This window comes from Streptomyces sp. CLCI03 (assembly GCF_053615355.1).
On record NZ_CM132132.1, the window covers coordinates 6,101,869 to 6,128,567 of the forward strand.

Genomic DNA, 26,699 nt, shown 5'->3' on the forward strand with positions numbered 1-26,699 from the left:
GCGACCCCTTGTGCAAACTTTCACGAGGGGGTGGGCAGGGGTGCGTCCGGCCCGACGGCCAGCCGGTACCGCGCTCCCGCAGGGTCCCCCTCCTCGTGCCACCACAGCAGGACGCGCCAATGGGTGGCGTCGCCCGGGTAGTCCGCCGAGTCGACGAACCCCCGTAATAATTCGCCCGCTACATCCTGTGCCGTCCGATTCCTTACTTCTGTGGTGCTGTGCCAGGGATGTTCCAGTACGTTCCACAGTCCGTCAGGTCCACGCACCTCGAAGCGCCACACCGCGAGCCAGGGGGTGACCTCCAGCATCGTGCGGACCTGTTCGGCGTCGAGGCCCAGCCCGGCCGCGATCGCGGGCTCCGCCACCCCCTGGATACGGGCGGCCACCACGGCCCGGGGCAGCAGTCGTTCGGGCAGCAGCCCCTGGGTGCGCAGGCTGACCAGCGCGCCGAAGGTCAGGAAGCGCAGCCGCAGTTCCAGCTGGCGGCCGATGTGGTCGAGGGCCTCCTCGGCCTCCGCCGCTTCCTCCGCGGCCGGGTCCGCGAGCAGCAGCTGCCGGAAGTCGGACTCGGCGGCCACGGCCCAGGCCACGGCCTCCTCGGCGAACCCCAGCTCGGCGAGGCGGTCCCCGAGGAACACCTTGGCCTGGGCCAGGCCCCGCCGGTTCACCGGATCCCGATGGTCGAGTCCCGCCCAGACCTCCACCGCGGTACGGGTCAGATCGCGGGCGCGCTCACCGGCCGCCCGTTCCATGGCGCTCGGACCCTCGCCGACGGCCGGGCCCAGCGGGTGCTTCGGCAGCCGGGCCCCGTCGCTGAGCGGCCAGGACAGCCAGACCCCGTGGTTGATCAGCCCGCGGGCGTACCAGCGGGCGAACTCGGGGGAGTGCCCGGCCGCCCGCTCGGAGCTGCGTAAGCCCTCCTCGATCGTGGCGAGGGCGCCGGCGCGGTCCCCCGCGGCGAACCGCAGGGCGGCCCGATCGGCGAGGCGCAGCCCGAGCAGCGCGGTGCACCGCGGGTCGTCCGGGAACGCGCGCAGGGCGCCGATCAGCTCGTCGAGGAGCCGTTCGCGCTCCGCGGGCTCCGCGTGCTCCGCCCCCGAGCGCACCCGTGCCCATCGATCGTCCAGCCGTAGAACGGCATCCCGCTGCACCATGTCCGCCCCCCGGCTTCATGTGTGAGGGGCCCATCCTCGCGGCATCGCCGCCAGGAGGGGAGGGATTTCATTCCCAGCGGAAGAGCCGCGCGGCGGCGCCCAGACCGAGTACGGCCCAGCCCGCCAGGACGGCCACGTCGCCCCACGGGAGCGAGGCCCCGTGCTGGAGCACCTCGCGCAGCCCGTCGGACAGGGCCGAGATGGGCAGCAGGCCCAGGATCGACCGCACGGCGTCCGGGAACTTCTCCAGCGGCACGATCACCCCGCCGCCGACCAACAGCAGCAGGAAGACGAGGTTGGCGGCGGCCAGGGTCATCTCGGCCTTGAGAGTGCCCGCCATCAGGAGCCCGAGGCCGGAGAAGGCGGCGGTGCCCAGCAGGATCAGCGCGGCCACCGACAGCGGGTTCCCCTGCGGGGACCAGCCCAGCGCGAGGGCGATCACCGTCAGCAGGGCGATCTGCAGCACCTCGGTGACCAGCACCGACAGGGTCTTGGCGGCCATCAGGGCCCAGCGCGGCAACGGGGAGGCTCCCAGCCGCTTGAGGACCCCGTAGCGGCGGTCGAAGCCGGTGGCGATGGCCTGGCCGGTGAAGGCGGTGGACATCACGGCGAGCGCCAGGATCCCCGGCGCGAGGAAGTCCACGGACCTGTCACTTCCGGTGTCCACGATGTCGACCGCGGAGAAGAGGGTCAGCAGCAACGCCGGGATGATCACGGTGAGCAGCAGCTGTTCCCCGTTGCGCAGCAGCATCCGGGTCTCCAGCGCCGTCTGCGCGAGGATCATGCGGGACACGGGCGCGGCCCCCGGGCGGGGGGTGAACGTACCGGCGCTCATGCGCGTAGCTCCTTACCGGTCAGTTCCAGGAAGACGTCTTCGAGGGTGTGCCGCTCCACCGTGAGGCTGCTCGGCATCACGCCGTGCTGCGCGCACCAGGAGGCGACGGTGGCCAGCAGCTGCGGGTGGACGTCGCCGGTGACCCGGTAGACGCCCGGGGTGAGCTCGGCGGCCTCGGTGCCGTCGGGCAGCGCCTTCAGCAGCGAGGCGAGGTCGAGGGAGGGGCGGCCGGTGAAGCGCAGGGTGTTCTCGGCGCCGCCGCGGCACAGCTGCTCGGGGCTGCCGTGGACGACGACCCGGCCCGCGTCCACGATGGCGACCTCGTCGGCGAGCTGCTCGGCCTCGTCCATGTGGTGGGTGGTGAGGACGACGGTGACCCCGTCGGTGCGCAGTTCCCGTACCAGGTCCCAGGTCGCGCGGCGGGCCTGCGGGTCCAGGCCGGCGGTGGGCTCGTCGAGGAAGACCAGCTCGGGGCGGCCGACCACGGCCATGGCCAGGGCCAGGCGCTGCTGCTGGCCGCCGGAGAGCCGGCGGTAGGGGGTGCGGCCGCAGCCGCCGAGTCCGAGGCGTTCCACCAGGGTGGCGACGTCGAGCGGGTCGGCGTAGAGCTTGGCCATGTGGCGGAGCATCTCGACGGCGCGGGCTCCGGAGTGGACGCCCCCGGACTGCAGCATCACACCGATCCGCGGGCGCAGGGCCTCGGCCTGGGCGACCGGGTCGAGGCCGAGGACGCGGACGGTGCCGGCGTCGGGGCGGAGGTAGCCCTCGCAGGTCTCCACCGTGGTCGTCTTGCCCGCGCCGTTCGGACCGAGGACCGCGGTGACGGAGCCGCTCCGGACGGTGAGGTCCAGGCCGTCCACTGCGGTCTTGGTGCCGTACCGCTTCACCAGTCCGCGGATCTCCACGGCGGGGTCGTTGCTCATGAGGGGTGAGTCTACGGAGCCGGAGGAGGGGGCGGAGGCGCCGGGGTCGAGGCCTCTTCGTCGCCGGCTCGCCCTCTCCGCCCCGCCTCTGCCCCGACTCTTCGTCGCCGGTTCGGCGTCGGATCCGCTCCGGAGAATCGAACGCCGCGTCGCGAATACAGCTCTTTTCAGCCGGTCGGTCCTGGAAGCGTCGGCATGTTTCCGTGATCTTTTCCGGAGATCGCCTTTCCCGGTGCCCAAGAGCCGCCGCGGGCACAGGTGTGCTGGTGGGAGCGGTTCGCGGGCTCCTCGGAGGAGTTCGGGAAGGTAGCGGAATACCCGCATCCGAATAACTCTCCGTCGATAAATAAGGTAACCCTTAGTGATGGAGGCCACCAGGCGTGGCGTCCATCACGGCTTGTCGTCGCTCGGTTAATTACGCAACAATGGCGTTGTGAAATACGGCGAACGGCAGATCGACACCCCTCAGGGGGAGCTCGGCACCGGGGAGCGGTCAACCCGCAACCGGGTGGCGCGCTCGATCCTGGACCACGGTCCGTCCACCGTCGCCGACCTCGCCCAGCGTCTCGGCCTCACCCAGGCCGCCGTCCGCCGCCACCTCGACACGCTCGTCACCGACGACGTGGTCGAACCCCGTGAGCAGCGTGTGTACGGTGCGCGCACCCGGGGTCGGCCCGCCAAGGTCTTCGCGCTGACCGACTGCGGCCGCGACGCCTTCGACCAGTCCTACGACACGCTCGCCGCGGACGCCCTGCGCTGGATCGCGCAGTCGGTAGGCGGCGGCGAGCAGGGCGAGGTGGCCGTCGCCGCCTTCGCCAGGTCGCGGATGGAGACGCAGGCGCGCGCCTACCAGGAGGCCGTCGAGGCCGCCGCACCGCAGGAGCGCACAGAGGCCCTTGCCAGGGCGTTGACCGCGGACGGGTACGCTGCTACGGCGAAGAGCGCTCCCGGTCCGCACAGCGGTGAACAGCTCTGCCAGCACCACTGCCCGGTCGCGCACGTCGCCGAGCAGTTCCCGCAGCTCTGCGAGGCGGAGACCGAGGTCTTCTCCCGCCTGCTCGGGACCCATGTGCAGCGCCTCGCCACGATCGCCCACGGCGACGGGGTGTGCACGACGTTCATTCCGCGTAGCGCGAGCACCACACAGACCGACACATCAGCATCTGCAAGTACGGCCGGGAGGAACCCCGCATGACCACGGAGATCGCTCACCCTGAGCTCGATGGCCTGGGCACCTACGAATACGGCTGGGCCGACTCCGACGCGGCCGGTGCCGCTGCCAAGCGGGGTCTGTCCGAAGATGTCGTCCGCGACATCTCGGCGAAGAAGTCCGAGCCGGAGTGGATGCTCAACCTCCGCCTCAAGGGCCTGAAGCTGTTCGACAAGAAGCCCATGCCGAACTGGGGTTCCGACCTCTCGGGCATCGACTTCGACAACATCAAGTACTTCGTGCGTTCCACCGAGAAGCAGGCCGCTTCGTGGGAGGACCTGCCCGAGGACATCAAGAACACGTACGACAAGCTCGGCATCCCGGAGGCGGAGAAGCAGCGCCTCGTCGCCGGTGTCGCGGCCCAGTACGAGTCCGAGGTCGTCTACCACCAGATCCGTGAGGACCTGGAGGAGCAGGGCGTCATCTTCCTCGACACGGACACCGCGCTCAAGGAGCACCCGGAGCTCTTCCAGGAGTACTTCGGCACGGTCATCCCGGTCGGCGACAACAAGTTCGCGTCGCTGAACACCGCGGTGTGGTCCGGCGGCTCCTTCATCTACGTCCCCAAGGGCGTGAAGGTCGACATCCCGCTCCAGGCCTACTTCCGTATCAACACGGAGAACATGGGCCAGTTCGAGCGGACGCTGATCATCGTCGACGAGGACGCCTACGTCCACTACGTCGAGGGCTGCACCGCCCCGATCTACTCCTCGGACTCGCTGCACAGCGCCGTGGTCGAGATCATCGTCAAGAAGGGCGGCCGCTGCCGCTACACGACGATCCAGAACTGGTCGAACAACGTCTACAACCTGGTCACCAAGCGCGCCGTGGCGTACGAGGGCGCGACCATGGAGTGGATCGACGGCAACATCGGTTCCAAGGTCACCATGAAGTACCCGGCCGTCTACCTGATGGGCGAGCACGCCAAGGGCGAGACCCTGTCCATCGCCTTCGCGGGCGAGGGCCAGCACCAGGACGCCGGCTCCAAGATGGTCCACATGGCGCCGCACACCTCCTCGAACATCGTCTCCAAGTCGGTGGCCCGAGGCGGCGGCCGCACCTCGTACCGAGGCCTGGTCGAGATCGGCGAGGGCGCCCACGGCTCGAAGTCCAACGTGCTCTGCGACGCGCTCCTGGTCGACACGATCTCCCGCTCGGACACGTACCCCTACGTGGACGTCCGCGAGGACGACGTCTCCATGGGCCACGAGGCCACGGTCTCCAAGGTCTCCGACGACCAGCTCTTCTACCTGATGAGCCGCGGTATGACGGAGTTCGAGGCCATGGCCATGATCGTGCGCGGCTTCGTCGAGCCCATCGCGCGTGAGCTGCCCATGGAGTACGCGCTGGAGCTGAACCGGCTGATCGAGCTGCAGATGGAGGGATCGGTCGGCTGACCGCCGGTCGCGCGGCGTTCCCCGCCGCACATCCTTCTACGTAGGCAGTGTTCTTCAAAGAGAGTGAGCAAGACGACAGCCATGGCTGAGGCTCAGAACATTCCGGCGGGTTCGACCACCGCCGGCGCGATCGCGGTGGCCGCCGAGTCCACCGTCGCCACCCGGATGAGTGCGCCCCCGTCCTTCGACGTGGCGGACTTCCCCGTTCCGAACGGCCGCGAGGAGGAGTGGCGCTTCACGCCGCTCGCCCGCCTCAAGGGCCTGCACGACGGCACCGCGGTCGCCAACGGCACCATGAAGGCCCAGATCGACGCGCCCGAGGGCGTCACGGTCGAGTCGGTGGAGCGCGACGACGCGCGCATCGGCAAGGCCGGCACCCCGGTGGACCGGGTCGCCGCCCAGGCGTTCTCGTCCTTCGCCAAGGCCACGGTCGTCACCGTGCCCAAGGAGACGGTCCTGACCGAGCCGGTGCGCGTGACGCTGCACGGCGAGGGCGGCACCACCTTCGGTCACACCGTCTTCGACGTACAGGCCTTCGCCGAGGCCGTCATCGTCATCGACCACACCGGTGACGGCGTGCGCGCCGCCAACGTCGACTTCCTGGTCGGCGACGGCGCCAAGCTCACCGTCGTGTCCGTGCAGGACTGGGACGACACCGCCGTCCACTGCTCCCAGCACAACACGCTGGTCGGCCGTGACGCGACCTTCAAGTCGATCGTGGTCACCTTCGGTGGCGACGTCGTCCGCCTCCACCCGCGGATCAGCTACGCCGGCCCCGGCGGCGAGGCCGAGCTCTTCGGCCTGTACTTCACGGACGCCGGCCAGCACCAGGAGCACCGCCTCCTGGTCACGCACGACGCCCCGCACTGCAAGTCGAACGTGGTCTACAAGGGCGCGCTCCAGGGCCAGGACGCCCACGCCGTCTGGATCGGTGACGTGCTCATCCAGAAGAGCGCCGAGGGCACCGACACCTACGAGATGAACCGCAACCTCGTCCTCACGGACGGCGCGCGGGTCGACTCCGTGCCCAACCTGGAGATCGAGACCGGCGAGATCGTCGGCGCCGGCCACGCCTCCGCGACCGGCCGCTTCGACGACGAGCAGCTCTTCTACCTGCAGGCCCGTGGCATCCCGGCCGACGAGGCCCGCCGCCTGGTCGTCCGCGGCTTCTTCGCGGAGCTCGTCCAGCAGATCGGTGTCGACGACATCGAGGAGCGTCTGCTCAACAAGATCGAGACCGAGCTCCAGGGTTCCGTCTGATGAATTACGTCAAGGCCTGCGCGCTCAGCGAGCTGGAGGAGGACACCCCCAAGCGGGTGGAACTCGACGGCACGCCGGTCTCCATCGTCTCCACCGAGGGGGAGGTGTTCGCGATCAACGACATCTGCTCGCACGCGAACGTCTCGCTCTCGGAGGGCGAGGTCGAAGACTGCATGATCGAGTGCTGGCTGCACGGGTCGGCCTTCGACCTGCGCACCGGCAAGCCCTCGGGCCTGCCCGCGACGCGCCCCGTCCCCGTATACCCCGTAAAGATCGAAGGGGACGACGTGCTCGTCTCCCTCACCCAGGAGTCCTGAGGTATCCATGGCAACGCTTGAAATCCACGACCTGCACGTCTCCGTCGAGGCCGAGAACGGCGCCCGCGAGATCCTCAAGGGCGTCGACCTCACCGTCAAGCAGGGTGAGACGCACGCCATCATGGGTCCGAACGGCTCCGGCAAGTCCACCCTGGCGTACTCGCTCGCCGGTCACCCGAAGTACACCATCACCGGTGGCACCGTGACGCTCGACGGCGAGGACGTCCTGGAGATGTCCGTCGACGAGCGCGCCCGCGCCGGCGTCTTCCTCGCGATGCAGTACCCGGTCGAGGTCCCCGGTGTCTCGGTCTCCAACTTCCTGCGCACCTCGGCCACCGCGATCCGCGGCGAGGCGCCGAAGCTGCGTACCTGGGTGAAGGAGGTCAAGTCCGCGATGGAGCAGCTCCAGATGGACCCGGCCTTCGCCGAGCGCAACGTCAACGAGGGCTTCTCCGGCGGTGAGAAGAAGCGCCACGAGATCCTGCAGCTGGAGCTCCTCAAGCCGAAGATCGCGATCCTCGACGAGACCGACTCCGGCCTGGACGTCGACGCCCTGCGCCAGGTCTCCGAGGGCGTCAACCGCGTCCGCGCGACCGGTGAGGTCGGCACGCTGCTGATCACGCACTACACGCGGATCCTCCGCTACATCAAGCCCGACTTCGTCCACGTCTTCTCCGAGGGCCGCATCGCCGAGTCCGGTGGCGCCGAGCTCGCCGACAAGCTGGAGGCCGAAGGCTACGAGTCGTACAGCACGAAGGGTGGCGCGACCGCGTGACACAGTTGCCTGGCCTCCTCGACATCGAGGCGATCCGAAAGGACTTCCCCCTTCTGGATCGTGTGGTCCACGACGGGAAGAAGATCGTTTACCTGGACAACGCGGCGACCTCGCAGAAGCCGCGCCAGGTGCTCGACGCGCTGAACGAGTACTACGAGCAGCACAACGCCAACGTCCACCGTGGCGTGCACGTGCTCGCCGAGGAGGCCACGGCGCTGTACGAGGGCGCTCGCGACAAGGTCGCCGCCTTCATCAACGCGCCGAGCCGCGACGAGGTGATCTTCACCAAGAACGCCTCGGAGTCGCTCAACCTGGTCGCGAACATGCTCGGCTGGGCGGACGAGCCCTACCGGGTCGACCGCGAGACCGAGATCGCCATCACGGAGATGGAGCACCACTCCAACATCGTGCCGTGGCAGCTGCTCTCGCAGCGCACCGGCGCGAAGCTGAAGTGGTTCGGCCTCACCGACGACGGCCGGCTCGACCTGTCCAACATCGAAGAGGTCATCACGGAGAAGACGAAGATCGTCTCCTTCACGCTGGTCTCCAACATCATGGGCACGGTCAACCCGGTCGAGGCGATCGTGCGGCGAGCCCAGGACGTCGGCGCCCTCGTGCTGATCGACGCCTCCCAGGCCGCCCCGCACATGCCGCTGGACGTGCAGGCGCTCGGCGCCGACTTCGTGGCCTTCACCGGCCACAAGATGTGCGGCCCGACCGGCATCGGTGTCCTGTGGGGCCGCCAGGAGCTCCTGGAGGACCTGCCTCCGTTCCTCGGTGGCGGCGAGATGATCGAGACCGTGTCGATGCACGCCTCGACCTACGCCCCGGCGCCCCACAAGTTCGAGGCGGGTACGCCCCCGATCGCCCAGGCCGTCGGCCTCGGCGCGGCCGTGGACTACCTGACCGCGATCGGCATGGACAAGATCGCCGCGCACGAGCACGCGATCACCGAGTACGCGATCAAGCGTCTCGCGGAGGTGCCCGACCTGCGGATCATCGGCCCCACCACGGCCGAGGACCGCGGCGCCGCGATCTCCTTCGTCCTGGGTGACATCCACCCGCACGACGTCGGCCAGGTTCTGGACGAGCAGGGCATCGCGGTCCGCGTGGGACACCACTGCGCGCGCCCCGTCTGCCTGCGCTACGGAATTCCTGCGACGACGCGAGCGTCTTTCTACCTGTACTCCTCTCCGGCCGAGGTCGACGCGCTGATCGACGGGCTGGAGCACGTACGGAACTTCTTCGGCTGACGGACGAGGCGACGAGGACGCAGTGAAGCTGGATTCGATGTACCAGGAACTGATCCTGGACCACTACAAGCACCCGCACGGGCGTGGCCTGCGCGACGGCGATGCCGAGGTGCACCACGTCAATCCGACGTGCGGTGACGAGATCACGCTGCGCGTGAAGTACGACGGCGAGACGCTGACCGACGTCTCCTACGAGGGCCAGGGCTGCTCCATCAGCCAGGCCAGCGCGTCCGTGCTGAACGAGCTGCTCGTGGGCAAGGAACTGGCCGAGGCGCAGAAGATCCAGGCGGTGTTCCTGGAGATGATGCAGTCCAAGGGCAAGGTCGAGCCCGACGAGGCCATGGAGGAGGTGCTGGAGGACGCGGTCGCGTTCGTCGGCGTCTCCAAGTACCCGGCTCGCGTGAAGTGTGCTCTGCTGAGCTGGATGGCGTGGAAGGACGCGACGGCCCAGGCTCTGGGCGACGCGGAGAGGAAGACGGCATGACCGAGAACGCGACGCCCGAGGCGTCGATCAAGCCGGCCACCGAGGAGGAGGTCCGTGAGGCCCTCTACGACGTGGTCGACCCCGAGCTGGGCATCGACGTCGTCAACCTGGGCCTGATCTACGGCATCCACATCGACGACGCGAACATCGCCACCCTCGACATGACCCTGACCTCGGCGGCCTGCCCGCTGACGGACGTCATCGAGGACCAGGCGAAGTCGGCGACGGACGGCATCGTCAGCGAGCTTCGGATCAACTGGGTCTGGATGCCGCCGTGGGGCCCGGACAAGATCACGGACGACGGCCGCGAGCAGCTCCGCGCGCTCGGCTTCAACGTCTGAGCGGCTCCGAGTTCTGAACGAGGAAGGGCCCCCGGCATCGTGCCGGGGGCCCTTCTCGTGTCCGCGGGGCACTCGGGCCGCTCAGTCGTCCTTCGGCCGGTCGGGCAGAGTGTCCGGCTCCGTCTCCGTCTCCGGCTCAGGCTCCGTCTCCGGTTCGGGCCGCGGCTCCGGCCGGTCCGAGTGCGCGACGGTGGGCGCGTCGGCGTCCGTGAGCGTGTGGGCGAGCGTGTCCGCGGGCGTGTCGGCGGGCGGGGCCGAAGGCGGGGTCGCGGGCGGGTTCGTGGGCGAGGGCACGGGTCCGGCGGCGGGAGCCGGCGCGGCGAGTTCGGCGAGGATGGCCTGGGCGAGGTTCTCGCGCCGGATCCGCTGGTCCACGTACAGCAGATTGCTGAACAGCTGGGTGTACCCGATCTGGAACATCTGGCTCACGCCGCCGCCGACCATGATGCACAGGAAGGCGAACGCGAGGGCGACGATCATGCCGGTCGGCGGGCCGGACCCCTCCGCCACCTCGCCCGTCTCGGCCATGATCGGGATCATCCCGAACGTGCCGATGAGCTGGAAGGGCATCTGGATCATGTAGGCGATGCTCATCGCGATCATGCTGCCGACCAGGGTGATGCCGAAGATCCGCCACCAGTCGCCCTTGACCAGCGCGGCCGAGCGGCGCAGCGCGGTACCGGGGCCGGCGTTCTCCATCACCGCCACGGCGGGGGCCAGGCTGAGCCGGGTGCCGAGCCAGACCGACACCGCGGCGGCGGGCAGCAGGAGTACGGGCAGGAGGACCAGGGCCGCGGGCGACGGGTCGCCGCCGGAGACGGAGGCGACCATCACCGGAATCCACACCGCCATGGCGGCGAGCACGGGAGCGCCCGCGATCAGCCCCGTGAGCACCAGCGTGCCCAGGACGGAGGGAGTCCGCCGCAGGGCCGTGCGCCACGTCGCGCGGAAGGTGGTGGGCCGGCCGAGGACCGCCTGCTGGAGGACCGCCGGGCACGCGGCGGTGACCACGGCCATGCTCAGCAACCCCACGGCGAACAGCAGCACGAACAGCGTGACACCCGCGACGATGATCGGCGTGAGGTGCTCGGCCGCCGGGTCCTGCCCGTAGGGCGGGTCGAAGACCGGCTCGATGTGGTCGTACACCGCGGCGACGGCGATGCCCGCCAGCAGGCCCATGACCAGCAGGCACAGGCCCAGCACGGCCAGCATCACACCGGCGAGCCGCTTCCAGTGGCGGCCGAGGGTGGCGAAGGTGGCGCTCACGACGTCCCCGAGGCCCAGGGGCTTCAGCGGTACCGTCCCGGGCTGCGGCGGTGGCGGCGGGGCCCATCCACCCCAGTGGGGCGCGCCGCCCGGGACTCCCGGCCCGCCCGGCCCGGGTGCCCCCGTGGATCCCCACCCTGCGTTCTGCGTCATGCGTGTGCTCCGTCTTCTCGTTCCCCCGACGAAGGCACACCGTATCTCAGCATGTCAGGAGCATGGCAGCGGATTCGCCCGGATGTGTACGCCCGTACGCATCGCTGTGTACAGTTGTACGCATGCCCTACGTCATGCTTGCCGCGGCCATCGCCGCCGAGGTCGCCGGAACCACCGCCATGAAGTACAGCGACGGCTTCACCAAGCTGTGGCCGTCGCTGGGCACCCTGCTCGGCTACGCCATCGCCTTCACCCTGCTCGCGCAGACGCTGAAGTCGATGTCGGTCGGCACGGCGTACGCGATATGGGCGGGCGTCGGCACCGCCGCGATCGCCGCCATAGGCATGGTGTTCCTGGGCGAGGCGGCCACCGCCGCCAAGATCGCAGGCATCGCCCTGGTGATCGGCGGCGTGGTCCTGCTGAATCTCGGCGGGGCCCACTGATGCCCGCCGGCGGGCGGCGGTACGACCCGGACCGGAGGCAGCGGATCATCGACGCCGCGCTCCGGGTGGTGGGCGAGCGGGGCATCGCCGGGCTGACCCACCGCAGCGCGGCCGCCGCCGCCGACGTACCGCTCGGGTCGACGACGTACCACTTCAAGACGCTGGACGACCTGTTGGTCGCCGCGCTGCGCCAGACCAACGAGGGCTTCGCCCGGGCGGTGGCGCGCTCCACCGCCCTGGCCGACCCCGACGCGGACCTCGCCGAGGCCCTGGCCCGCCTGCTCGGGGAGTCCCTCGCGGCGGACCGGGGCCGCGTCGAGCTGGAGTACGAGCTCTACCTCGCGGCGTTGCGTCGCCCGGCCCTGCGCCCGGTGGCGGCGCAGTGGTGCGAGGCGGTGGCGGCGGCGCTGACCCCGCGGACCGACCCGGTGACCGCGCGGGCGCTGGTGGCGGCCATGGACGGGATCGGGCTGCAGGTCCTGCTGACGGACGCCCCGTACGACGAGGCGTACACCCGCGAGATCCTCGGGAGGCTGCTGCGGCCCGGGCGGGATGGGGCCGGATCGTCCGGTCCGTCGGGCGCCTGAGGACCGGCATCGGTTCGGGTCGTGCCCGGAGGACGGGGCGGCGCGGAGTCGTCCGCGCGGCAGGGCCCTAGCCCGCGGAGCGCACGGCCGTCAGCGCCGCCTGCACGCTCGCCTCGATGTCCTGGATCGGGTAGATCACCTCGCGGACCGTGCGGTCGCGGTCGATGACCAGCGTCAGCCGCTTGATCCGGCTCGTGCCCGCCGCGCGGAACGTCGGCAGGCGCAGCGCGGCGGTCAGGGCCAGGTCCGCGTCCGACAGGAGCGGGAACCGCAGCCGCTCGTGCTCCGCGAACTCCCGCTGCTCGTCCGGGCGCTGGGTCGACACCCCGTGCACGGTGGCGCCGGCCGCGGTGAACTCCGCGAGCTGGTCCCGGTAGGTGCACGACTCGAACGTGCATCCCTTGGCGCCCGGGATCCCGGCCCAGCCGGGCGGGTAGGACGCGGCGCGCGCGTACGCGCCCGGGAAGCAGTACAGGACCGTGAACGGCGTGTCCGCCACCGGGTCGCTCGACTCGCCGAAACGGTCCGGCAACAGCAGCGGCGGCACCCGCGTACCGCGCAGCGCGTGCACCCGTTCCGCCTCGCGCGAGGCCTCGTCGGTCGTCGCCGTCATCTCTCCCTCTCCCAGGACCCAGGTGTCTCCCCAGTCCTGGAGGGCCACCAGGACGGGCAGCAGCCCCCGCCCGCGCGGGGTCAGCCGGTATTCGTGCCGCACCGGACGTTCCTGGTACGGCTCGCGCGACAGCACCCCGGCCTCGACGAGCAGCTTCAGTCGTTCCGCCAGCACCTTGCGGGACATCCCCAACTCGCGCTGGAGCTCGTCGAAGCGGTGCAGACCGCGTGCGGCGTCGCGCACGATCAGCAGCGTCCACCAGTCGCCCACCACATCGAGGGCCTGGGCGATGGCGCAGTCCGCGTCGCCGAGGTGTGTGCGCTGGGCCATGGCACTCCTTTGTCCGTTGACCCCAAGGCTGCCATGCTGACATAGTCAGTTCCTAAAGGGAACTTACTCGATGGACGCAGGGGGACACGGGTGTGCTGCAGGGCTTCAAGGACATACCGAGGGTTGTGTGGCTGCTGGCAGCGGGGGTCTTCGTCAACGCCGTCGTCAGCTTCACGTTCGTCTTCGTCTTCCTCTACCTGACCGGCCCGCGAGGCCTCGGCGCCGCCCAGGCGGGCCTGGTCGTCGGCATCGGCGGCGTCGGATTGATCGCCGGCAACTTCACCGGCGGCTGGTACGGCGACCGCTTCGGCCACCGCCGGGTGCTGCTCGCCGCCGCCACCCTCGGCGGCATCGCCCTGACCGTGCTCCCGCTGCTGCCCACCCCGCTGCTGTACGCGGCCCTGCCGGTGGCCCAGTACGCCTCCGGCGTGATCCGGGCCGCCAACTCCGCGCTGGTCGCGGTCGCCGTCCCGGAGGGGGCCCGCCGCCAGGCCTTCGCCCTCGTACGCTGCGTCTCCAACGGCGGATTCACCCTCGGGCCGCCCCTGGGCGCCCTGGTCGCCACCGGCCTCTCCTACGACTGGCTCTTCGTCGGCGACGGCATCGGCACGCTCCTCTTCGCCGTCTGGACCGCGCGGGTCGTCCCGGCCCGCGGCGTCTCCCGCATACCCGCCGTGGCCCAGGACGGGGGTCCGGGCCACGGCGAACAGAGCCTCTGGCGCGAACTGGGCGCCCGCCCCGCCGTGCTGGTGCTGCTCGGCGCGATCCTGGTGACCGACGTCGTGTACCGCCAGCAGTACTCCACCTTCCCGGCCTTCCTCGCCGACCACGGCCTGGACGCGCGCGTCTTCGGGCTCGTCGTCGCCCTGAACGGAGGGGTGATCCTGCTGCTGGAGCTGCCCGCCGCCGTAGCCCTGCGCGAGCGGCCCGCCCTGCCGGTCATCGGCACCGGGATGGTGCTCGTCGGGTCCGGGTACGCGGCGCTGCTGCTCGGGGCCGGGATCGGGAGCGCCGTGGCGATGATGATCCTGCTCAGCCTCGGGGAGATCCTCTACAAGACCACCGCCACCGCCTACATGGCCGACCAGGCGCCCGAGCACGCCATCGGACGGTTCCAGAGCCTGTACGCGGGCGTGTCGGTCAGTGGGGTCGTCCTCGGGCCGCCGCTCGGTGGAGCCCTCTACTCCGCCGCGCCCGGACTGCTGTGGCCGCTCTGCGCGGTGCTCGCCGCGGGGGCGGGTGCGGCGCTGTGGGGGGCGCATGTCCGGCGGGCCCGGCACGCCGCGCGACCCGCGCGACCGGCACATGAGACCGGTTCGCGACCGAAGGCCGTCGCCGGTTAGGTTTCGGATATGACTGCTACGCGTACCACCGGCGCCGTCGCCGCCGGACTTGCCACCATCACCGCCGACGGCACCGTCCTCGACACCTGGTTCCCCGCCCCCGAGCTGGTCGCCGAGCCCGGCCCGGCCGGCACCGAGCGCCTCACCGCCGACCAGGCCGTGGAGCTGCTCGGCGCCGCCGCGGCCAAGGCGATCCGCACGGACGCGGTCCGCGGCGTCGAGGTCGTAGCCGTCCGCACGGTGATCTCCTCCCTGGAGGACAAGCCGCTGGACGCGCACGACGCGTACCTGCGCCTGCACCTGCTCAGCCACCGCCTGGTCAAGCCGCACGGCCAGAACCTCGACGGCGTCTTCGGCCTGCTGACCAACGTCGCCTGGACCTCCCTGGGTCCGGTCGCCGTCGACCAGGTCGAGACCGTCCGCCTCAACGCGCGCGCCGAGGGCCTGCACCTCCAGGTCACCTCGATCGACAAGTTCCCGCGGATGACGGACTACGTCGCCCCCAAGGGCGTGCGCATCGCCGACGCGGACCGCGTCCGCCTCGGCGCGCACCTCGCCGAGGGCACCACCGTCATGCACGAGGGCTTCGTCAACTTCAACGCCGGCACCCTCGGCACCTCCATGGTCGAGGGCCGCATCTCCGCGGGCGTCGTGGTCGGCGACGGCTCCGACATCGGCGGCGGCGCCTCCACCATGGGCACCCTCTCGGGCGGCGGCAAGCAGATCATCTCGATCGGCGAGCGCACCCTGATCGGCGCCGAGGCGGGCGTGGGCATCGCGCTCGGCGACGAGTGCGTGGTCGAGGCCGGCCTCTACGTCACCGCCGGCACCCGGGTGACCCTGCCGGACGGCCAGATCGTCAAGGCCCTGGAGCTCTCCGGCGCCAACAACATCCTCTTCCGCCGCAACTCGGTGACCGGCGCCGTCGAGGCCCGCCCGTACAAGGCGGCCTGGGGCGGCCTGAACGAGGTCCTGCACAGCCACAACTGACGGCGACCGCCGGCCCCACCGGCCGGTGGCGACCCCGTCACCACGAGCGCCCTCTCGCCGTCCACCGCGGCCGGGAGGGCGCTCGGCCGTTGTCGGAGCCAGGTCCCCGGGTGCGGGTACTCGGGCGGGACTGAGTATCCGCGCGCTGGTGGCCTGCGGGGCCCGGGGGAAGGCTGGGGGCATGCGACGACGAATAGACCTCGGTCCCACCTCCCCCCTTCCGGTCGCCCTGGCACTCGCCCTGACGGCAGCCGCCGCATGGGCCGCATGGCTCGGCTGGGACCAGCACCGCGACGTGCAGCCCGACGGCACGGAGACCGGACCCTACGAGGCCTGGCAGGTGATCGGGCTCGGACTGACCCTGCTGGTGCCCGTGTGCTGGGCGGCGTACCGGGGTCTCGCGGTGAGCGCCGTCGCGGGGGTCACGACCGGCCTGACCTGTGCCGCCTTCTACGACTGGTCGGACGATGCCAGCGGACTCTTCGTGATCGGCGTGGGCATGGTCATGGTGGGGAGTCTGGCGGTGACGGCCGGGGTCTGCGCCCTGATCGGCGCCCTGAAGCCGAAGACGCCGACGGCCCGCCGCGGCGGATAGGACGCGGGCGCGCCGTACTCAGTGCAGCGGGATCGTGCGGACCAGGCCCGCGAAGGCCTGCTTCTCCGCCTCGGTCAGCTCCACCGACTCCATCGGGTGCCCGGCGGAGCCGCGCTGGGACGGGATCATCGGCAGGCTCTCGACGGCGGCGGGCTCCGCGTGGGGGAACCGGGCGTCGCCCCGCAGGTGGCGGAGGCCGGTGAACGAGACGATCGCGGCCACGAGCAGGACGGCGAGGCCGATTTCCTGAGCGAGGGAGATGGAGGGGAGCACGAGGATCCTCCGGGAGTGCGGTCGGTACGAGCCGGTACAAGATCGAGCGTGGAAATACTCAACCACCACAACCGGTCGATTCGGTAGGGATGTGTCGAGCGTCACGCCAGGGCCGAAAGTCCCTACCTTGTCCGGGAAGGCCCGGTTACGGCTCCAGGTGCAGCTTGAAGCCCTCATGGCTGCGGGCGAAGCCCAGCCGCTCGTAGAACCGGTGCGCGGCCGTCCGTCGCTTGCTGCTGGTCAGCTGGACCAGGCCGCAGCCGCGCGCGCGGGCCCGCTCGACGGCGAGCCGCATCAGCTCGGCTCCGAGCCCGGAGCCCCGCCGATCCGCTCGGATCCGTACCGCTTCCACCAGGGCCCGCTCCTGACCGTCGCGGCCCAGGCCCGGGATGTACGTCAGCTGGAGGCAGCCGAGGACGACCTCGCCCGCCCCGCCCGCCCCGTCCGTTCGGCTCGGCCCGTCCGTGAGGACCAGCATCTCGTTGCGCGGGTCCGCCCCGATCGCCGCGAACGCCCGCTCGTGCGCCTCGCCGACCACGATCGACGCCGGGTCGAGGACCGTGTCCTCGTCGGCGAGCAGGGCGAGTACGGCGGGCAGGTCCTGGCGCGTGGCCTCACGGAAGATCATGGCCGGATTGTGGCAGGGGGCCCGGCCGGGACGGCGGCCGGACCCCCTGCGGCTGCGGGACCCGAAGGGTTACGGGCGGAAGCGCAGCACCTGCGGGTCGTGGTCGCTGTTCTGCGCCGAGAACTCCGCGTTGATGTGCACGCTGTCGTACGTGAACTTCTTGATCGCCGGGCTGGTCAGGATCTGGTCCAGCACCTGCGCGTTGCCCTGGTAGACGTACGAGTAGCGCTCGGCCTTCGGCAGCGACTTGATCGCCGGGTACAGCGCCCCGCCGTCCGCCAGCGCGTCCGTCGTCGCCGAGAACTCGAAGTCGTTGATGTCACCGAGGACCAGGACGTTGGCGTTCTTGTCCTCGGCCAGGATCTGCTTCACGAAGCCGTTCACGGCCTGCGCCTGCTGCAGTCGCTTGGCCTCCGAGGAGCGGACCGGCGGCTGGTGGTGCGAGGTCAGGCCCTCGTCGCCACCCTTGGAGCCGAAGTGGTTGGCGATCACGAAGACCGTCTTGCCACGGAAGACGAACTCGCCGGCCAGCGGCTTGCGGCTGTCCGCCCACGCCGGGTTGGCGGGGTCGACGCGGCCGGGGGAGTGGGTCAGGGCGGCCTTGCCGTTGACCTTGGTCACGCCGGTCGCGGTCACCGCGTCACCCGGGGCGCGCTCGGTGAAGGAGACCCGCGCCGGGTTGAAGAGGAACACCTGGCGGATGTTGCCGCCGGGCTCGCCGCCGTCCTTCTTGTCCTCCGGGTTGACGGTCCGCCACTGGTAGGCCGGGCCGCCGGCGGCCGAGATCGCCGCGGTGAACTTGGCGAGGGTCTGCTCGGCCGAGACGGTGCCGTCGTTCTTGGCGCCGTTGTCGTCCTGGATCTCCTCCAGGGCGAGGACGTCGGGGGAGGCCAGGTTCTCGACGACGGCCTTCGCCAGCGCGTCGAACTTCTCCTGCGGGTCGGTCGGGTCGAGGTTCTCGACGTTGTACGTGGCCACCGCGAGCTCCTGCTCGGCCTGCGGCTTGGTCTTCTCGGGGGCGAGGGTGCCCGCCTTGACGGTGCCGAGCGTGCGGGCCACCAGCGTGTAGCCGCCGAACTGGTTGAAGTCCAGCGGGCCCTCGGTGGTTCCGGTCAGCCGGTCGCCGACGTTGGCCACCGGGAAGGGCTGCTGCGCGAGGGGCGCGAGCTGCTGGATCTGCAGCCGGCCGGTGTTCTGGGACTCGTAGGAGCCGTAGACGGTGCCGCCGCGCTTGGCGGTGTTCTCCCAGCCCTTCACGGTGACCCACAGCTCCGCGTACGGGTCGGTGGCGCCGACCACGCGGGAGGTGCCGATCTTGACGTTCATGCCCTCCAGCGACTCGTAGTGGTCGAGGGCGTAGCGAGCGGGCTCCAGGGTGAGGCCGTTGATGCTGCCGCCGGCGGCCGTGTCACCGGCCGGGGCGTACTCGGCGGGCACCGTGTACTCGTTGATCGCGGTGGCCTCGGGCAGCGCGTTGCCGGAGGAGACCACGGTGACCGTCGGCTTCGAGATCTGGGTGACCGACTGGTTGCCGGAGGTCAGGCCGCCGGGGATGTACTCACCCACGGTGCCGGAGACCTTCACCGCGTCGCCCACGGCGACGGTCGGGACCGCGTTGGTGAAGACGAAGACACCCTCGCTGGTGGCGTCGTTGTCGTCGGCGTCCGGGTCCTGGATCCAGAAGCCGCGCGAGCCGTACGTACGTACGCCCGTCACGATGCCCTCGACGTCCGTGACCTGCTTGCCGTTCAGCGGGGATATCCGGGTGGTGCCCTGAATGTCGTGGATGCGTATCGGATCGGCGGACACGGCGCCTTCGGCCGCGTCGGCGGAACCCGCGAGCAGGCCGGTGGCCAGTGCGGTGGCGACGAGGGCCGCGACGGCGGCGGAACGGGGATGCGAGGAGCGCATGGGCAGGAACTCCGGTGTGGGAGAGGGAAAAGGTGGGGGGTGCGGCAGCGAGATCTGCGGACGGCAAGCCGCTCCCTGTACATCTACGCGCGTCAATTTCCTGTGTGGCCAGCAAAGTTGTCAAGCCCTCCAGGGAATACGACAGCTGACTGTGGGATGAACCAAAGGAGATGGCCCGCCGGACACGCCCGAAATGCGTCTACGCTGGAGCGCCGTACGAAGGCCACACCTGTCATCTGCGCCACATCCGCATGCCCGCACTGCCCGTCATGTCGGCCATGTCAGCGAAATCCGGGCGCAAGTGACGGTCCGGCCGGCCGTGCGGCCGTGTCACCAACGCCACACCCCGTTCCACTCCGTTTCACCCCGCCCCACCCCCGCCCCACCCCCGATCCACCGCCGCCCCACCCCCGTTGCACCCCGTCCCACCGCGTTCGCGAGGAGAACCGCCCCATGTCCGCAGACTCGCACCCCACGCTGCCGCCCGTACGGCTGCGCTCCGACGCGGAACTGGCCCGCGACGCCCTCGGCGCCCCGCTGTTCGCGCGCGCCGTGCGGCTCGCCCGCTGGGCCGGACCCGGCACCCGCGTGGGAGTCGGTGGCGAGCTGGCCACCGACCAGCTGCCCGAGGCCGCCGCGACGCTCGGCCTCGACCTCGCCGACGAGGACTCCGCCGGGTACGCGAGCCAGGCCTGGCGGGTGGCCGTGGACACCGGCCTGGTCGACGTGACCGAGCCGGAGGACGACAACAGGGAAGGCGACGAGGAGCGCTTCGGCACGGCCGCGCCCGGTGAGGACCTCGCGCTGGTGACGACCGGTGCGCCCGGCGACGTGCTCGACCTCTGGCTCGCGGCCCTGGACACGGTGCTCGCCGACGCGGCCGTGCCCGACCTGGACGACCTCGTCGACGCGCTGGACGCGGGCGGCGAGATCGACTTCGACCGGCTGGACTGGAACCCCGGGCGCGAGGCGGACTTCCTCGACGGGGTCCTCGCCAATCTCTACCTGCTCACCGTCACCGAGGGCGGGGCCGCGGACGGGCCCGTTCCGCTGCCGGTGCTCGCCGCGTCGATGATCGTGCCCGACGGCATGGGCGAGCCGACCGATGCCGTGCTGGAGCAGGTCTCGGACGCGATGATGCGCCTCGACGACCAGTTCCGGCAGCTGGAGCCGATCGGGCTGGTGGAGTTCCGGCCCGTCGACGAGGAACTGATGGCGGAGGCCGACGGCCCCCTGGAGTCCGAGACCGCGGGCGCCGCGGACGACGAGGACGTCTCCCGCTACGGAATGGTCCGCCTGACCCCCCTCGGCCTGTACGGGATCCGGGCCCGGATGCTGGAGGCCGGGGTCGACGCCCCCGCCGTCGGCGAACTGGCCGAGAAGGGCGCCGACGCCCTCCTCGACGCGGTCTCCCTCTACTCCGAGAACGCCGCCCAGGCCGAGATCGAGCAGTGGCTGGCCGGCCGGGAACAGCCCGCCGCGGCCGCCGAACTGCTGGCCGCCGCCCGCGGGGACGACGAGGGCGGCCCGCTGCGCCGGCTCCGGTGCCAGCAGGCCCTGGCACCGGCCGGGCCGGAGGCCGAGCCCGCGGTCCGCTCGGTGCTGGACGACCCGGAGCTCGGCGGGCTCGCCCGGGTCTGGCTGGCGGAGCGCGGGGTGGGCGACGTACCGGCCCCGGACCCGGAGATGGTGTTCTGGCTGACCGTGGACACGATCGCGGCGCAGCTCGCCGCCGATGGTGAGACGGAGGAGCTGCCGCTCCTGATGGAGACCCTGACCGCTCACCACACGGGCTTCTTCGAGCAGGTGTGGCGGGTGGAGCACCCGGCCACGGCGTACGTCCTGGAGGCGATGGGTCGCCTGCACCCGGACAAGAAGGCGGCCAAGGAGGCCCGCAAGGCCGCGTTCAAGGCTCGCTCCCGCCGCCCGGCCTGATCCAAGGGTTCCCAGGTCGTCGCTGCCGGATCCCGCCCGGCCCGCACCGCCCGGCACGTCCGGCAGTGTCCGGCAGTGTCCGGCAGGGACGACTCGGACCGGCAGGGACGACTCAGACCGTCGTGTGCCGGCCGCCGCCCGCGACGCTCCAGCCGGTGAGTTCGGGCTCGACCGTGGGGAGCGCCCACGGATCCAGGGTTTTGTCGCAGAGCTCCGCCAGGAACTGGACCATGCCGCCCTCGTAGTGCCACCAGGCGCTGTTGTGGGAGCCGACGGTGACGGGCCAGTGGTCCGGCTCGTCCCCGAGCACACTCCAGTAGAACTCGTCGCCTTCCTGCGAGTTCCCCCAGAGCATCAGCACCGTCGAGGCGAGCTCGTCCGGACGCAGCTCGGGGCCCTCTCCTGCGAGCTCCCCGGCACACTCCGCCGCCCAGTCGCCTTCCTCGCCGGGCAACGGGCAGCAGAGGCCCAGGAAGTCGTCCAGTTCGAAGGCCGGATACCACTCGGTGAGCGCCTTGAAGTCGGACGGCAGCGCCGTTCCGATCCGTTCCTCGATCGCATGCCAGTCGAAGACGGCCCGTTCCCTCCGGCGGAGCCTCAGCAGCCCGGGCACCGCGCGCTCCAAGGCGGCGATCGCCTCGTCGGGGTCGAGGATCCTGCGTACCGGCTTCTGAGTTCCTATGAGTTCTTCCACGGGCGCAGCCTGCCAGAACGCGTCCGGCGGCCGGGTGCTCGGGTCGGGTGCCCGGTCGGGTGCTCGCGAGGTGCCCGGGAGGGCGGTGACATCGCGCCGTTCCTGGGGCCGGAGTTGGCCATTCCGGGGTGGGTCAAGGGGTCGGTTCCTCGTGGTGGGTAGTTCAGCCGCCGTTCACGTGCGGGCGAGAGCGTGTGCGCCGACGACCGCACGACAGGCGCACCACATCCCCACCCTGGAGACCCGATGCCGCTCAGCCGTAGAGACTTCACCGCCCGTACCGTCATCGCCGGCGCGGGAGTCGCGCTCAGCGGGGCGGTCGGCGCGCTCGCCACCGCCCCCGGGGCGCTCGCCGCCGAGGACAGCGCCGATCGCGACGCGCACGGGCGGCCCTGCGAGCCCGGCTACGGCCCGCTCGTCCCCGACCCGGCCGGACTGTTGGCCCTGCCGGCCGGGTTCACATACCGCGTCATCACGCACAGCGGGGTCACCAAGCTGGACTCCGGCGAGACCACGCCGTCCAACCACGACGGGACCGCCGCCTTCTCGGGCCACCGCGGCGTCACCCTCCTCGTCAACAACCACGAGCTCAAGGGCAAGCGGGAGAGCTGGGCCCACCCCGTTCCCCTCACCGAGGGACTGGTCTACGACCCGGCGGCGGCCGGCGGGTGCACGGTCGTCGAGGTCCGGCGCGGCGGCGAGGTCGCCGAATGGGTGGGCATCGCCGGTACGTCGACCAACTGCGCGGGCGGCGCCACCCCCTGGAACACCTGGCTGACCTGCGAGGAGAACTCGGACCTCGCCGGAAAGAACGGGATGACGAAGGACCACGGCTACGTCTTCGAGGTCGACCCGCACGACCGGCGCGCCAACCGCGACCCGCGGCCGATCAAGGCCTTCGGGCGCTACGACCACGAGGCCGTGGTCATCGACCCGCGCCAGGGGCACGCCTACCTGACCGAGGACGCCTCCGGCCCCAACGGGCTGCTCTACCGCTGGACCCCGCCCCGCGGCTTCCACCACGGGCGCGGCAAGCTCCGTACGCTCGCGGCCGACGCCGGGGTGCTCCAGGCCGCCAAGTGCATCGACAGCTCCGGCCGGTTCGTCGACGACCTCTCGCGCGCCACGAAGATCGGCACGGTGTACGGGGTCGACTGGGTGGACGTACCCGATCGCGACGCCCGGACCGTACCGGTGCGCAAGCAGTTCGCGGACGGTGTGGTGACGCGCGGGCGCAAGCTGGAGGGCATGTGGTGGGCGGACGGCGGCGCGTACTTCGTCTCGTCCTACGCCCGTGAGGAGAGCCCGGGCGCGGCCCACGACGGTCAGGTCTGGTTCTACGACCCCAAGCGGCGCACGATCCGGCTCACCGTCCTCATCGGGGTCAACGCGGACCCGTCGGTCGACGGCGGCTACGACGGCCCCGACAACATCACCGTCTCGCCGTACGGCGGTCTGATCATCGCGGAGGACGGCTCGGGGCTGCAGCACCTGTTCGGTGCGACGGAGTCGGGACGCACCTACCCGCTGGCGCGCAACGAGCTGAACAACGGGTCGGCGGAGGAGCCGGAGTACTCCGAATTCACCGGTGTCTGCTTCTCGCCGGACGGGCGCACGCTGTACGCCAACATCCAGGACCCGGGGATCATGCTGGCCATCACCGGGCCGTGGCGGCGCGGGCACTGACGGCGGCGCCCCGGCGCGGGCGCCACGGCGCGGGCCGACGGCGCCGCCCTCACGGTGCGGGGCGCCGTACGGCCGCTCACAGGGCCGGGGCAACCTCCGTGCGAGAGGCCTCGGCCCACTCGGCGAGCAGGAACTCATACGCCTCAGAGGGCCACTCGCCGTCCACCCGGGTCTCGACAAGGTGCCGTATCGCCTCGTTCGCCTCGGCGGCGGACGGGCGGGCGGGCCCCGCGGGGGTGAGTGTCTTGTGCATGGTTTCAAGGCTACGGGCGGGCACTGACAGCCACCTACGGATTACGCGTGGCATCCATCACCCGGAACGCGCACCGATGGCCGCTCGTGCCCGCCCACCTGCTCAGAGTGCTTGTGCGGCGGGCTTGACCATGCCGCGCACTGTGCGCGACTTCACAAAGTCACCCATGGCGGTCATCTCCCACTCGCCGGAGAACTGCTTGATCAGCTTGGCCATCATCACGCCGGTCTGGGGCTCGGCGCCCGTCAGGTCGAAGCGCACCAGCTCCTCGCCGCTCGCCGCGTCGATGAGCCGGCAGTAGGCCTTGGCCACCTCGGTGAACTTCTGGCCGGAGAAGGAATTGACCGTGAAGACCAGGCCGGTGGCGTCGGCGGGGATCCGGCCGAGGTCCACGACGATCACCTCGTCGTCGCCGGCGCCCTCACCGGTGAGGTTGTCACCGGAGTGCTTGATGGCGCCGCCGAGGATGGACAGCTTGCCGAAGTAGCAGCTGTCGATGTGGTTGCGCTGGGGTCCGTACGCGATGACGGAGGCGTCGAGGTCGATGTCCTTGCCGCGGAAGGCGGGCTCCCAGCCGAGCCCCATCTTGACCTGCGAGAGCAGCGGGCGGCCGCCCTTGACGAGGGAGACGGTCTGGTTCTTCTGGAGGCTGACCCGGCCCTTGTCGAGGTTGATCTTCCCGGCGCCGGGGGCGGGGGCCGCCGGTGCGGGAGGCGCGACGGGGGCGGCCGGGGCGGGAGCCGCGGGCTGGGTGGCGCCGCCGAGCCAGGGGGAGGGCGGGTAGGAGGCAGGCGGGGCCGGGGGAGCGGCGGGCGCCGCGGGCGCGGGCGGGGCGGCCACGGCCTGGGGCGCCGCGGGCTCCTCGTCCACGGAGACCCCGAAGTCGGTGGCGATGCCGGCCAGGCCGTTCGCATACCCCTGGCCGACCGCGCGCACCTTCCACACGCCGCCCCGCAGGTAGATCTCGACGACGACGAGCGCGGTCTCGGTGCCCAGCTGCGGCGGGGTGAACCCGGCGATCACCGCGCCGCCGTCGGCGTTGCGCACGGTGGCGGTGGGCTCGATGCCCTGGAAGGTCTGCCCGGCGGCGTCCGGGCTGGCCGTGACCACGATCCGCTCGATGCCCGGGGGCACGGCGCCGGTGTCCACGGTGATCGAGTCCGGCGTCGCACCGCCGCCGGACCGGTAGCTGACACCGGGCCCGGTCGGCTGGTTGAAGAAGATGAAGTCGGCGTCGGAGCGCACCTTGCCGTCCGCCGTCAGGAGCAGGGCCGATACGTCGAGACGCACCGGCGCAGCCACGTCGACCGTCACACGGACGGCATTGAGCGGCAGGTTGGATCCAGGGGTCATAGCGGTCATGCCCGGAGAACGACCGGAGGCGCTTTGCCGTTCCCTTACCCTCGTGACATTTCCGTTCCGCTTCCCACGGGTGGGCCCTCGCGGACGCCCACCGTCCCGGGCGGTCGTACGCGCGTCGCCCCACGCTGCGGCGGGGCGACGCGCGTCCGGTTCAGCCCCCGGTGACCTGGCGCGGCAGACCCAGCGGGTTGGACTCGCGCAGCTCCGGCGGAAGGAGCGCGTCCGGCACGGACTGGTAGGCCACCGGCCGCAGCCAGCGCTCGATCGCGGTGCCGCCGACCGAGGTGGAGTGCGAGGTGGCCGCCGGGTAGGGGCCTCCGTGGTGTTGGGCCGGCGCCACCGCCACCCCGGTCGGCCAGCCGTTGACCACGATCCGCCCCGCCAGCCCGGTGACCTGCCCGATGAGCTCGGCGGCCGGGCCCGGCGCGCCCTCGGTCTCGGCGGCCGACAGCTGGAGGGTGGCGCTCAGGTTCCCGCCGAGGAGCCCGAGGACCGCGCCCACCTCGTCCTGGTCGGCGTACCGCACGACGACGGTGACCGGACCGAAGCACTCCTCCAGGAGGACGTCGTACCCGCCGCCCTCCAGGAGCTGCCCGGCCCGCACCGTCAGGTAGCCCGCCCCGACGGTGTGCTCCCCGCCGGAACCGGGGGTCACAGGTGCGTCGACGCCGGGCAGCGCGGCCCGTTCGCGCACCCCGGAGACGAAGTTCTCCCGCATCCGGTGGTCGAGCAGCACCCCCGGCTCGGTCTCCCCGAGCGCCTTGGTGAGCTCGCCGGTGACCCGGTCGCCGTCCACGCCCTCGGGGATCAGCACCAGGCCGGGCTTCACACAGAACTGCCCGACGCCGAGGGTGACCGAGCCCGCGAGCCCTGCGCCGATCTCCTCGGCGCGTTCGGCGGCGGCGGCCGGGGTGACCACGACGGGGTTGAGGGAGCCCAGTTCACCGTGGAAGGGGATGGGCACGGGCCGGGCGGCGGCCGCGTCGAACAGGGCCCGCCCGCCCCGGATGGAGCCGGTGAATCCGGCGGCGGCCACCAAGGGGTGGCGGATCAGCTCCAGGCCGGCGTCGAACCCGTGGACCACGCTCACCACTTCGGCCGGGAGCCCGGTGGAGACCGCGGCCCGGCGCAGCAGCGAAGCGCACAGCTCGGAGGTGGCGGGGTGGTCGGGGTGCGCCTTGACGACCACCGGGCAGCCGGCGGCCAGCGCGCTCGCGGTGTCGCCGCCGGGGACGGAGAAGGCGAGCGGGAAGTTGGAGGCGGCGTAGACCGCGACCACGCCGAGCGGGATCTTGTAGCGGCGCAGCTCGGGGCGCGGCGGGCTGAGGGTGGGATCGGCGCGGTCGATCCGGACGTCGAGGTAGGCCCCGGCGTCCACGGCGTCGGCGAAGGCGCGCAGCTGGCCGGTGGTGCGGGCCAGTTCGCCGGTGAGCCGGCCCGGTCCGAGCGCGGTCTCGGCGTCGGCGGCCTCGATCACGTGGGCGGCCGACTCGTCCAGGAGCGCGGCGGCGGCGCGCAGGAAGGCGGCGCGGACGGTGGCGTCGGCGAGTGCGCCGCGGGCGGCGTGGGCGGCCCGTACGGCTTCGTCCACCTCCTGGGGTGTGGCCTCCACCGCAACCTGTTCGCGCTGCTTCCCGGTGCGGGGGTCCACACTCCAGACTGAAGTCGTTGTCATGGCCCGCCGCCTC

At 71.4% G+C, this 26,699-nt stretch carries 27 protein-coding genes; 15 read left to right on the forward strand and 12 right to left on the reverse strand.

From position 1 onward, the window contains the following. Window positions 1-20: 20 nt before the first annotated feature. The 3 genes from ACWG52_RS28135 to ACWG52_RS28145 all read right to left on the reverse strand — a co-directional run bounded on the left by ACWG52_RS28135 (window position 21) and on the right by ACWG52_RS28145 (window position 2,912). Window positions 21-1,154 (reverse strand): hypothetical protein, encoded by a 1,134-nt coding sequence (locus tag ACWG52_RS28135; RefSeq protein ID WP_390139595.1) that lies wholly within the window; start codon window positions 1,152-1,154, stop codon window positions 21-23. A gap of 67 nt (window positions 1,155-1,221) precedes the next feature. After that, window positions 1,222-1,989, reverse strand: a complete 768-nt coding sequence (locus ACWG52_RS28140; RefSeq protein WP_389808876.1) for an ABC transporter permease — start codon at window positions 1,987-1,989, stop codon at window positions 1,222-1,224. Beyond that, the gene (locus ACWG52_RS28145) at window positions 1,986-2,912 is read right to left on the reverse strand and encodes an ABC transporter ATP-binding protein (RefSeq protein ID WP_453126293.1); all 927 of its coding nucleotides are present in this window, start codon (window positions 2,910-2,912) and stop codon (window positions 1,986-1,988) included. The genes ACWG52_RS28140 and ACWG52_RS28145 overlap by 4 nt, the downstream gene beginning before the upstream one ends. Window positions 2,913-3,345: 433 nt before the next feature. Here ACWG52_RS28145 and ACWG52_RS28150 point away from each other — a divergent pair, with 433 nt between their 5' ends. The 8 genes from ACWG52_RS28150 to ACWG52_RS28185 all read left to right on the forward strand — a co-directional run bounded on the left by ACWG52_RS28150 (window position 3,346) and on the right by ACWG52_RS28185 (window position 9,949). Then, entirely contained in the window at window positions 3,346-4,107 is a 762-nt protein-coding gene (locus ACWG52_RS28150; RefSeq protein WP_389808879.1) for a helix-turn-helix transcriptional regulator, read from the forward strand. Further along, complete coding sequence (gene sufB / locus ACWG52_RS28155; RefSeq protein ID WP_375933696.1) at window positions 4,104-5,519, forward strand: Fe-S cluster assembly protein SufB; 1,416 nt, start codon at window positions 4,104-4,106, stop codon at window positions 5,517-5,519. The genes ACWG52_RS28150 and sufB overlap by 4 nt, the downstream gene beginning before the upstream one ends. An 81-nt stretch (window positions 5,520-5,600) precedes the next feature. Then, window positions 5,601-6,779 carry a Fe-S cluster assembly protein SufD gene (gene sufD, locus ACWG52_RS28160; protein ID WP_389808882.1) on the forward strand — a complete coding sequence of 393 codons (1,179 nt, stop codon included), beginning with the start codon at window positions 5,601-5,603 and terminating at the stop codon, window positions 6,777-6,779. Next, on the forward strand, window positions 6,779-7,096 hold the full coding sequence (locus ACWG52_RS28165) for a bifunctional 3-phenylpropionate/cinnamic acid dioxygenase ferredoxin subunit (protein ID WP_030388907.1): 318 nt from the start codon (window positions 6,779-6,781) through the stop codon (window positions 7,094-7,096). The genes sufD and ACWG52_RS28165 overlap by 1 nt, the downstream gene beginning before the upstream one ends. Window positions 7,097-7,103: 7 nt before the next feature. Beyond that, window positions 7,104-7,871, forward strand: a complete 768-nt coding sequence (gene sufC / locus ACWG52_RS28170; RefSeq protein WP_030720347.1) for a Fe-S cluster assembly ATPase SufC — start codon at window positions 7,104-7,106, stop codon at window positions 7,869-7,871. Beyond that, window positions 7,868-9,124, forward strand: a complete 1,257-nt coding sequence (locus ACWG52_RS28175) for a cysteine desulfurase (protein ID WP_030009137.1) — start codon at window positions 7,868-7,870, stop codon at window positions 9,122-9,124. The genes sufC and ACWG52_RS28175 overlap by 4 nt, the downstream gene beginning before the upstream one ends. 22 nt (window positions 9,125-9,146) lie before the next feature. Then, window positions 9,147-9,608 carry a Fe-S cluster assembly sulfur transfer protein SufU gene (gene sufU, locus ACWG52_RS28180; RefSeq protein ID WP_030720344.1) on the forward strand — a complete coding sequence of 154 codons (462 nt, stop codon included), beginning with the start codon at window positions 9,147-9,149 and terminating at the stop codon, window positions 9,606-9,608. Continuing rightward, window positions 9,605-9,949 carry a metal-sulfur cluster assembly factor gene (locus ACWG52_RS28185; protein WP_030009139.1) on the forward strand — a complete coding sequence of 115 codons (345 nt, stop codon included), beginning with the start codon at window positions 9,605-9,607 and terminating at the stop codon, window positions 9,947-9,949. The genes sufU and ACWG52_RS28185 overlap by 4 nt, the downstream gene beginning before the upstream one ends. A gap of 81 nt (window positions 9,950-10,030) precedes the next feature. Here ACWG52_RS28185 and ACWG52_RS28190 read toward each other — a convergent pair whose 3' ends face one another. After that, entirely contained in the window at window positions 10,031-11,368 is a 1,338-nt protein-coding gene (locus tag ACWG52_RS28190; protein WP_389808889.1) for a hypothetical protein, read from the reverse strand. A gap of 122 nt (window positions 11,369-11,490) precedes the next feature. Here ACWG52_RS28190 and ACWG52_RS28195 point away from each other — a divergent pair, with 122 nt between their 5' ends. Together ACWG52_RS28195 and ACWG52_RS28200 are read left to right on the forward strand one after the other, a co-directional pair. Then, the gene (locus ACWG52_RS28195) at window positions 11,491-11,811 is read left to right on the forward strand and encodes a DMT family transporter (RefSeq protein WP_030720338.1); all 321 of its coding nucleotides are present in this window, start codon (window positions 11,491-11,493) and stop codon (window positions 11,809-11,811) included. Further along, window positions 11,811-12,398, forward strand: a complete 588-nt coding sequence (locus tag ACWG52_RS28200) for a TetR/AcrR family transcriptional regulator (protein WP_389808893.1) — start codon at window positions 11,811-11,813, stop codon at window positions 12,396-12,398. The genes ACWG52_RS28195 and ACWG52_RS28200 overlap by 1 nt, the downstream gene beginning before the upstream one ends. Before the next feature lie 67 nt (window positions 12,399-12,465). On the opposite strand, the gene ACWG52_RS28205 is transcribed toward ACWG52_RS28200, so the two are convergent. Beyond that, window positions 12,466-13,341 (reverse strand): winged helix-turn-helix transcriptional regulator, encoded by an 876-nt coding sequence (locus ACWG52_RS28205; protein ID WP_389808896.1) that lies wholly within the window; start codon window positions 13,339-13,341, stop codon window positions 12,466-12,468. Window positions 13,342-13,436: 95 nt separating this feature from the next. Here ACWG52_RS28205 and ACWG52_RS28210 point away from each other — a divergent pair, with 95 nt between their 5' ends. The 3 genes from ACWG52_RS28210 (at window position 13,437) to ACWG52_RS28220 (ending at window position 16,269) form a co-directional block, all read left to right on the forward strand. Further along, window positions 13,437-14,684, forward strand: coding sequence for an MFS transporter (locus tag ACWG52_RS28210; RefSeq protein ID WP_453129084.1), 1,248 nt, complete (start codon window positions 13,437-13,439; stop codon window positions 14,682-14,684). 9 nt (window positions 14,685-14,693) lie between these two features. Further along, window positions 14,694-15,674 carry a 2,3,4,5-tetrahydropyridine-2,6-dicarboxylate N-succinyltransferase gene (dapD, locus tag ACWG52_RS28215; RefSeq protein WP_030720326.1) on the forward strand — a complete coding sequence of 327 codons (981 nt, stop codon included), beginning with the start codon at window positions 14,694-14,696 and terminating at the stop codon, window positions 15,672-15,674. 181 nt (window positions 15,675-15,855) lie between these two features. Further along, on the forward strand, window positions 15,856-16,269 hold the full coding sequence (locus ACWG52_RS28220; RefSeq protein WP_389808902.1) for a hypothetical protein: 414 nt from the start codon (window positions 15,856-15,858) through the stop codon (window positions 16,267-16,269). Window positions 16,270-16,287: 18 nt separating this feature from the next. Here the strand turns inward: ACWG52_RS28220 and ACWG52_RS28225 are convergent, their stop codons facing one another. The 3 genes from ACWG52_RS28225 to ACWG52_RS28235 all read right to left on the reverse strand — a co-directional run bounded on the left by ACWG52_RS28225 (window position 16,288) and on the right by ACWG52_RS28235 (window position 19,081). After that, on the reverse strand, window positions 16,288-16,542 hold the full coding sequence (locus ACWG52_RS28225) for a hypothetical protein (protein ID WP_389808905.1): 255 nt from the start codon (window positions 16,540-16,542) through the stop codon (window positions 16,288-16,290). Window positions 16,543-16,687: 145 nt separating this feature from the next. After that, window positions 16,688-17,170 carry a GNAT family N-acetyltransferase gene (locus ACWG52_RS28230; RefSeq protein ID WP_389808908.1) on the reverse strand — a complete coding sequence of 161 codons (483 nt, stop codon included), beginning with the start codon at window positions 17,168-17,170 and terminating at the stop codon, window positions 16,688-16,690. Between the two features lie 69 nt (window positions 17,171-17,239). After that, window positions 17,240-19,081, reverse strand: coding sequence for an endonuclease/exonuclease/phosphatase family protein (locus tag ACWG52_RS28235; RefSeq protein ID WP_389808910.1), 1,842 nt, complete (start codon window positions 19,079-19,081; stop codon window positions 17,240-17,242). Window positions 19,082-19,534: 453 nt separating this feature from the next. Between ACWG52_RS28235 and ACWG52_RS28240 the strand changes: the two genes are divergently transcribed. Further along, complete coding sequence (locus tag ACWG52_RS28240; protein WP_389808912.1) at window positions 19,535-21,016, forward strand: hypothetical protein; 1,482 nt, start codon at window positions 19,535-19,537, stop codon at window positions 21,014-21,016. A 112-nt stretch (window positions 21,017-21,128) separates the two neighbouring features. Here the strand turns inward: ACWG52_RS28240 and ACWG52_RS28245 are convergent, their stop codons facing one another. Next, entirely contained in the window at window positions 21,129-21,710 is a 582-nt protein-coding gene (locus tag ACWG52_RS28245) for a hypothetical protein (protein WP_453126299.1), read from the reverse strand. A gap of 246 nt (window positions 21,711-21,956) precedes the next feature. On the opposite strand from ACWG52_RS28245, the gene ACWG52_RS28250 reads away from it, so the two are divergent. Continuing rightward, complete coding sequence (locus tag ACWG52_RS28250; RefSeq protein WP_389808917.1) at window positions 21,957-23,396, forward strand: alkaline phosphatase PhoX; 1,440 nt, start codon at window positions 21,957-21,959, stop codon at window positions 23,394-23,396. Between the two features lie 76 nt (window positions 23,397-23,472). On the opposite strand, the gene ACWG52_RS28255 is transcribed toward ACWG52_RS28250, so the two are convergent. The 3 genes from ACWG52_RS28255 to ACWG52_RS28265 all read right to left on the reverse strand — a co-directional run bounded on the left by ACWG52_RS28255 (window position 23,473) and on the right by ACWG52_RS28265 (window position 26,686). Continuing rightward, window positions 23,473-23,649 carry a hypothetical protein gene (locus tag ACWG52_RS28255; RefSeq protein ID WP_167745547.1) on the reverse strand — a complete coding sequence of 59 codons (177 nt, stop codon included), beginning with the start codon at window positions 23,647-23,649 and terminating at the stop codon, window positions 23,473-23,475. A gap of 102 nt (window positions 23,650-23,751) precedes the next feature. Continuing rightward, entirely contained in the window at window positions 23,752-25,002 is a 1,251-nt protein-coding gene (locus ACWG52_RS28260) for a TerD family protein (protein ID WP_389808920.1), read from the reverse strand. 160 nt (window positions 25,003-25,162) lie between these two features. Next, window positions 25,163-26,686: an aldehyde dehydrogenase (NADP(+)) gene (locus ACWG52_RS28265; protein ID WP_389808923.1), complete on the reverse strand. Its 1,524-nt coding sequence runs from the start codon at window positions 26,684-26,686 to the stop codon at window positions 25,163-25,165. Between the last annotated feature and the right edge of the window lie 13 nt (window positions 26,687-26,699).

Bases quoted from the DNA above. Each gene is read 5' to 3' on its own strand.
- ACWG52_RS28195 (WP_030720338.1), top strand. From the start codon at position 11,491: ATGCCCTACGTCATGCTTGCCGCGGCCATCGCCGCCGAGGTCGCCGGA.
- sufB (WP_375933696.1), top strand. From the start codon at position 4,104: ATGACCACGGAGATCGCTCACCCTGAGCTCGATGGCCTGGGCACCTAC.
- sufC (WP_030720347.1), top strand. From the start codon at position 7,104: ATGGCAACGCTTGAAATCCACGACCTGCACGTCTCCGTCGAGGCCGAG.
- ACWG52_RS28165 (WP_030388907.1), top strand. From the start codon at position 6,779: ATGAATTACGTCAAGGCCTGCGCGCTCAGCGAGCTGGAGGAGGACACC.
- ACWG52_RS28260 (WP_389808920.1), bottom strand. From the start codon at position 25,002: ATGACCCCTGGATCCAACCTGCCGCTCAATGCCGTCCGTGTGACGGTC.
- ACWG52_RS28145 (WP_453126293.1), bottom strand. From the start codon at position 2,912: ATGAGCAACGACCCCGCCGTGGAGATCCGCGGACTGGTGAAGCGGTAC.
- ACWG52_RS28235 (WP_389808910.1), bottom strand. From the start codon at position 19,081: ATGCGCTCCTCGCATCCCCGTTCCGCCGCCGTCGCGGCCCTCGTCGCC.
- ACWG52_RS28240 (WP_389808912.1), top strand. From the start codon at position 19,535: ATGTCCGCAGACTCGCACCCCACGCTGCCGCCCGTACGGCTGCGCTCC.
- ACWG52_RS28265 (WP_389808923.1), bottom strand. From the start codon at position 26,686: ATGACAACGACTTCAGTCTGGAGTGTGGACCCCCGCACCGGGAAGCAG.
- ACWG52_RS28185 (WP_030009139.1), top strand. From the start codon at position 9,605: ATGACCGAGAACGCGACGCCCGAGGCGTCGATCAAGCCGGCCACCGAG.
- ACWG52_RS28205 (WP_389808896.1), bottom strand. From the start codon at position 13,341: ATGGCCCAGCGCACACACCTCGGCGACGCGGACTGCGCCATCGCCCAG.
- ACWG52_RS28200 (WP_389808893.1), top strand. From the start codon at position 11,811: ATGCCCGCCGGCGGGCGGCGGTACGACCCGGACCGGAGGCAGCGGATC.
- ACWG52_RS28140 (WP_389808876.1), bottom strand. From the start codon at position 1,989: ATGAGCGCCGGTACGTTCACCCCCCGCCCGGGGGCCGCGCCCGTGTCC.
- ACWG52_RS28250 (WP_389808917.1), top strand. From the start codon at position 21,957: ATGCCGCTCAGCCGTAGAGACTTCACCGCCCGTACCGTCATCGCCGGC.
- ACWG52_RS28220 (WP_389808902.1), top strand. From the start codon at position 15,856: ATGCGACGACGAATAGACCTCGGTCCCACCTCCCCCCTTCCGGTCGCC.
- ACWG52_RS28255 (WP_167745547.1), bottom strand. From the start codon at position 23,649: ATGCACAAGACACTCACCCCCGCGGGGCCCGCCCGCCCGTCCGCCGCC.
- ACWG52_RS28230 (WP_389808908.1), bottom strand. From the start codon at position 17,170: ATGATCTTCCGTGAGGCCACGCGCCAGGACCTGCCCGCCGTACTCGCC.
- ACWG52_RS28190 (WP_389808889.1), bottom strand. From the start codon at position 11,368: ATGACGCAGAACGCAGGGTGGGGATCCACGGGGGCACCCGGGCCGGGC.
- sufD (WP_389808882.1), top strand. From the start codon at position 5,601: ATGGCTGAGGCTCAGAACATTCCGGCGGGTTCGACCACCGCCGGCGCG.
- ACWG52_RS28135 (WP_390139595.1), bottom strand. From the start codon at position 1,154: ATGGTGCAGCGGGATGCCGTTCTACGGCTGGACGATCGATGGGCACGG.
- dapD (WP_030720326.1), top strand. From the start codon at position 14,694: ATGACTGCTACGCGTACCACCGGCGCCGTCGCCGCCGGACTTGCCACC.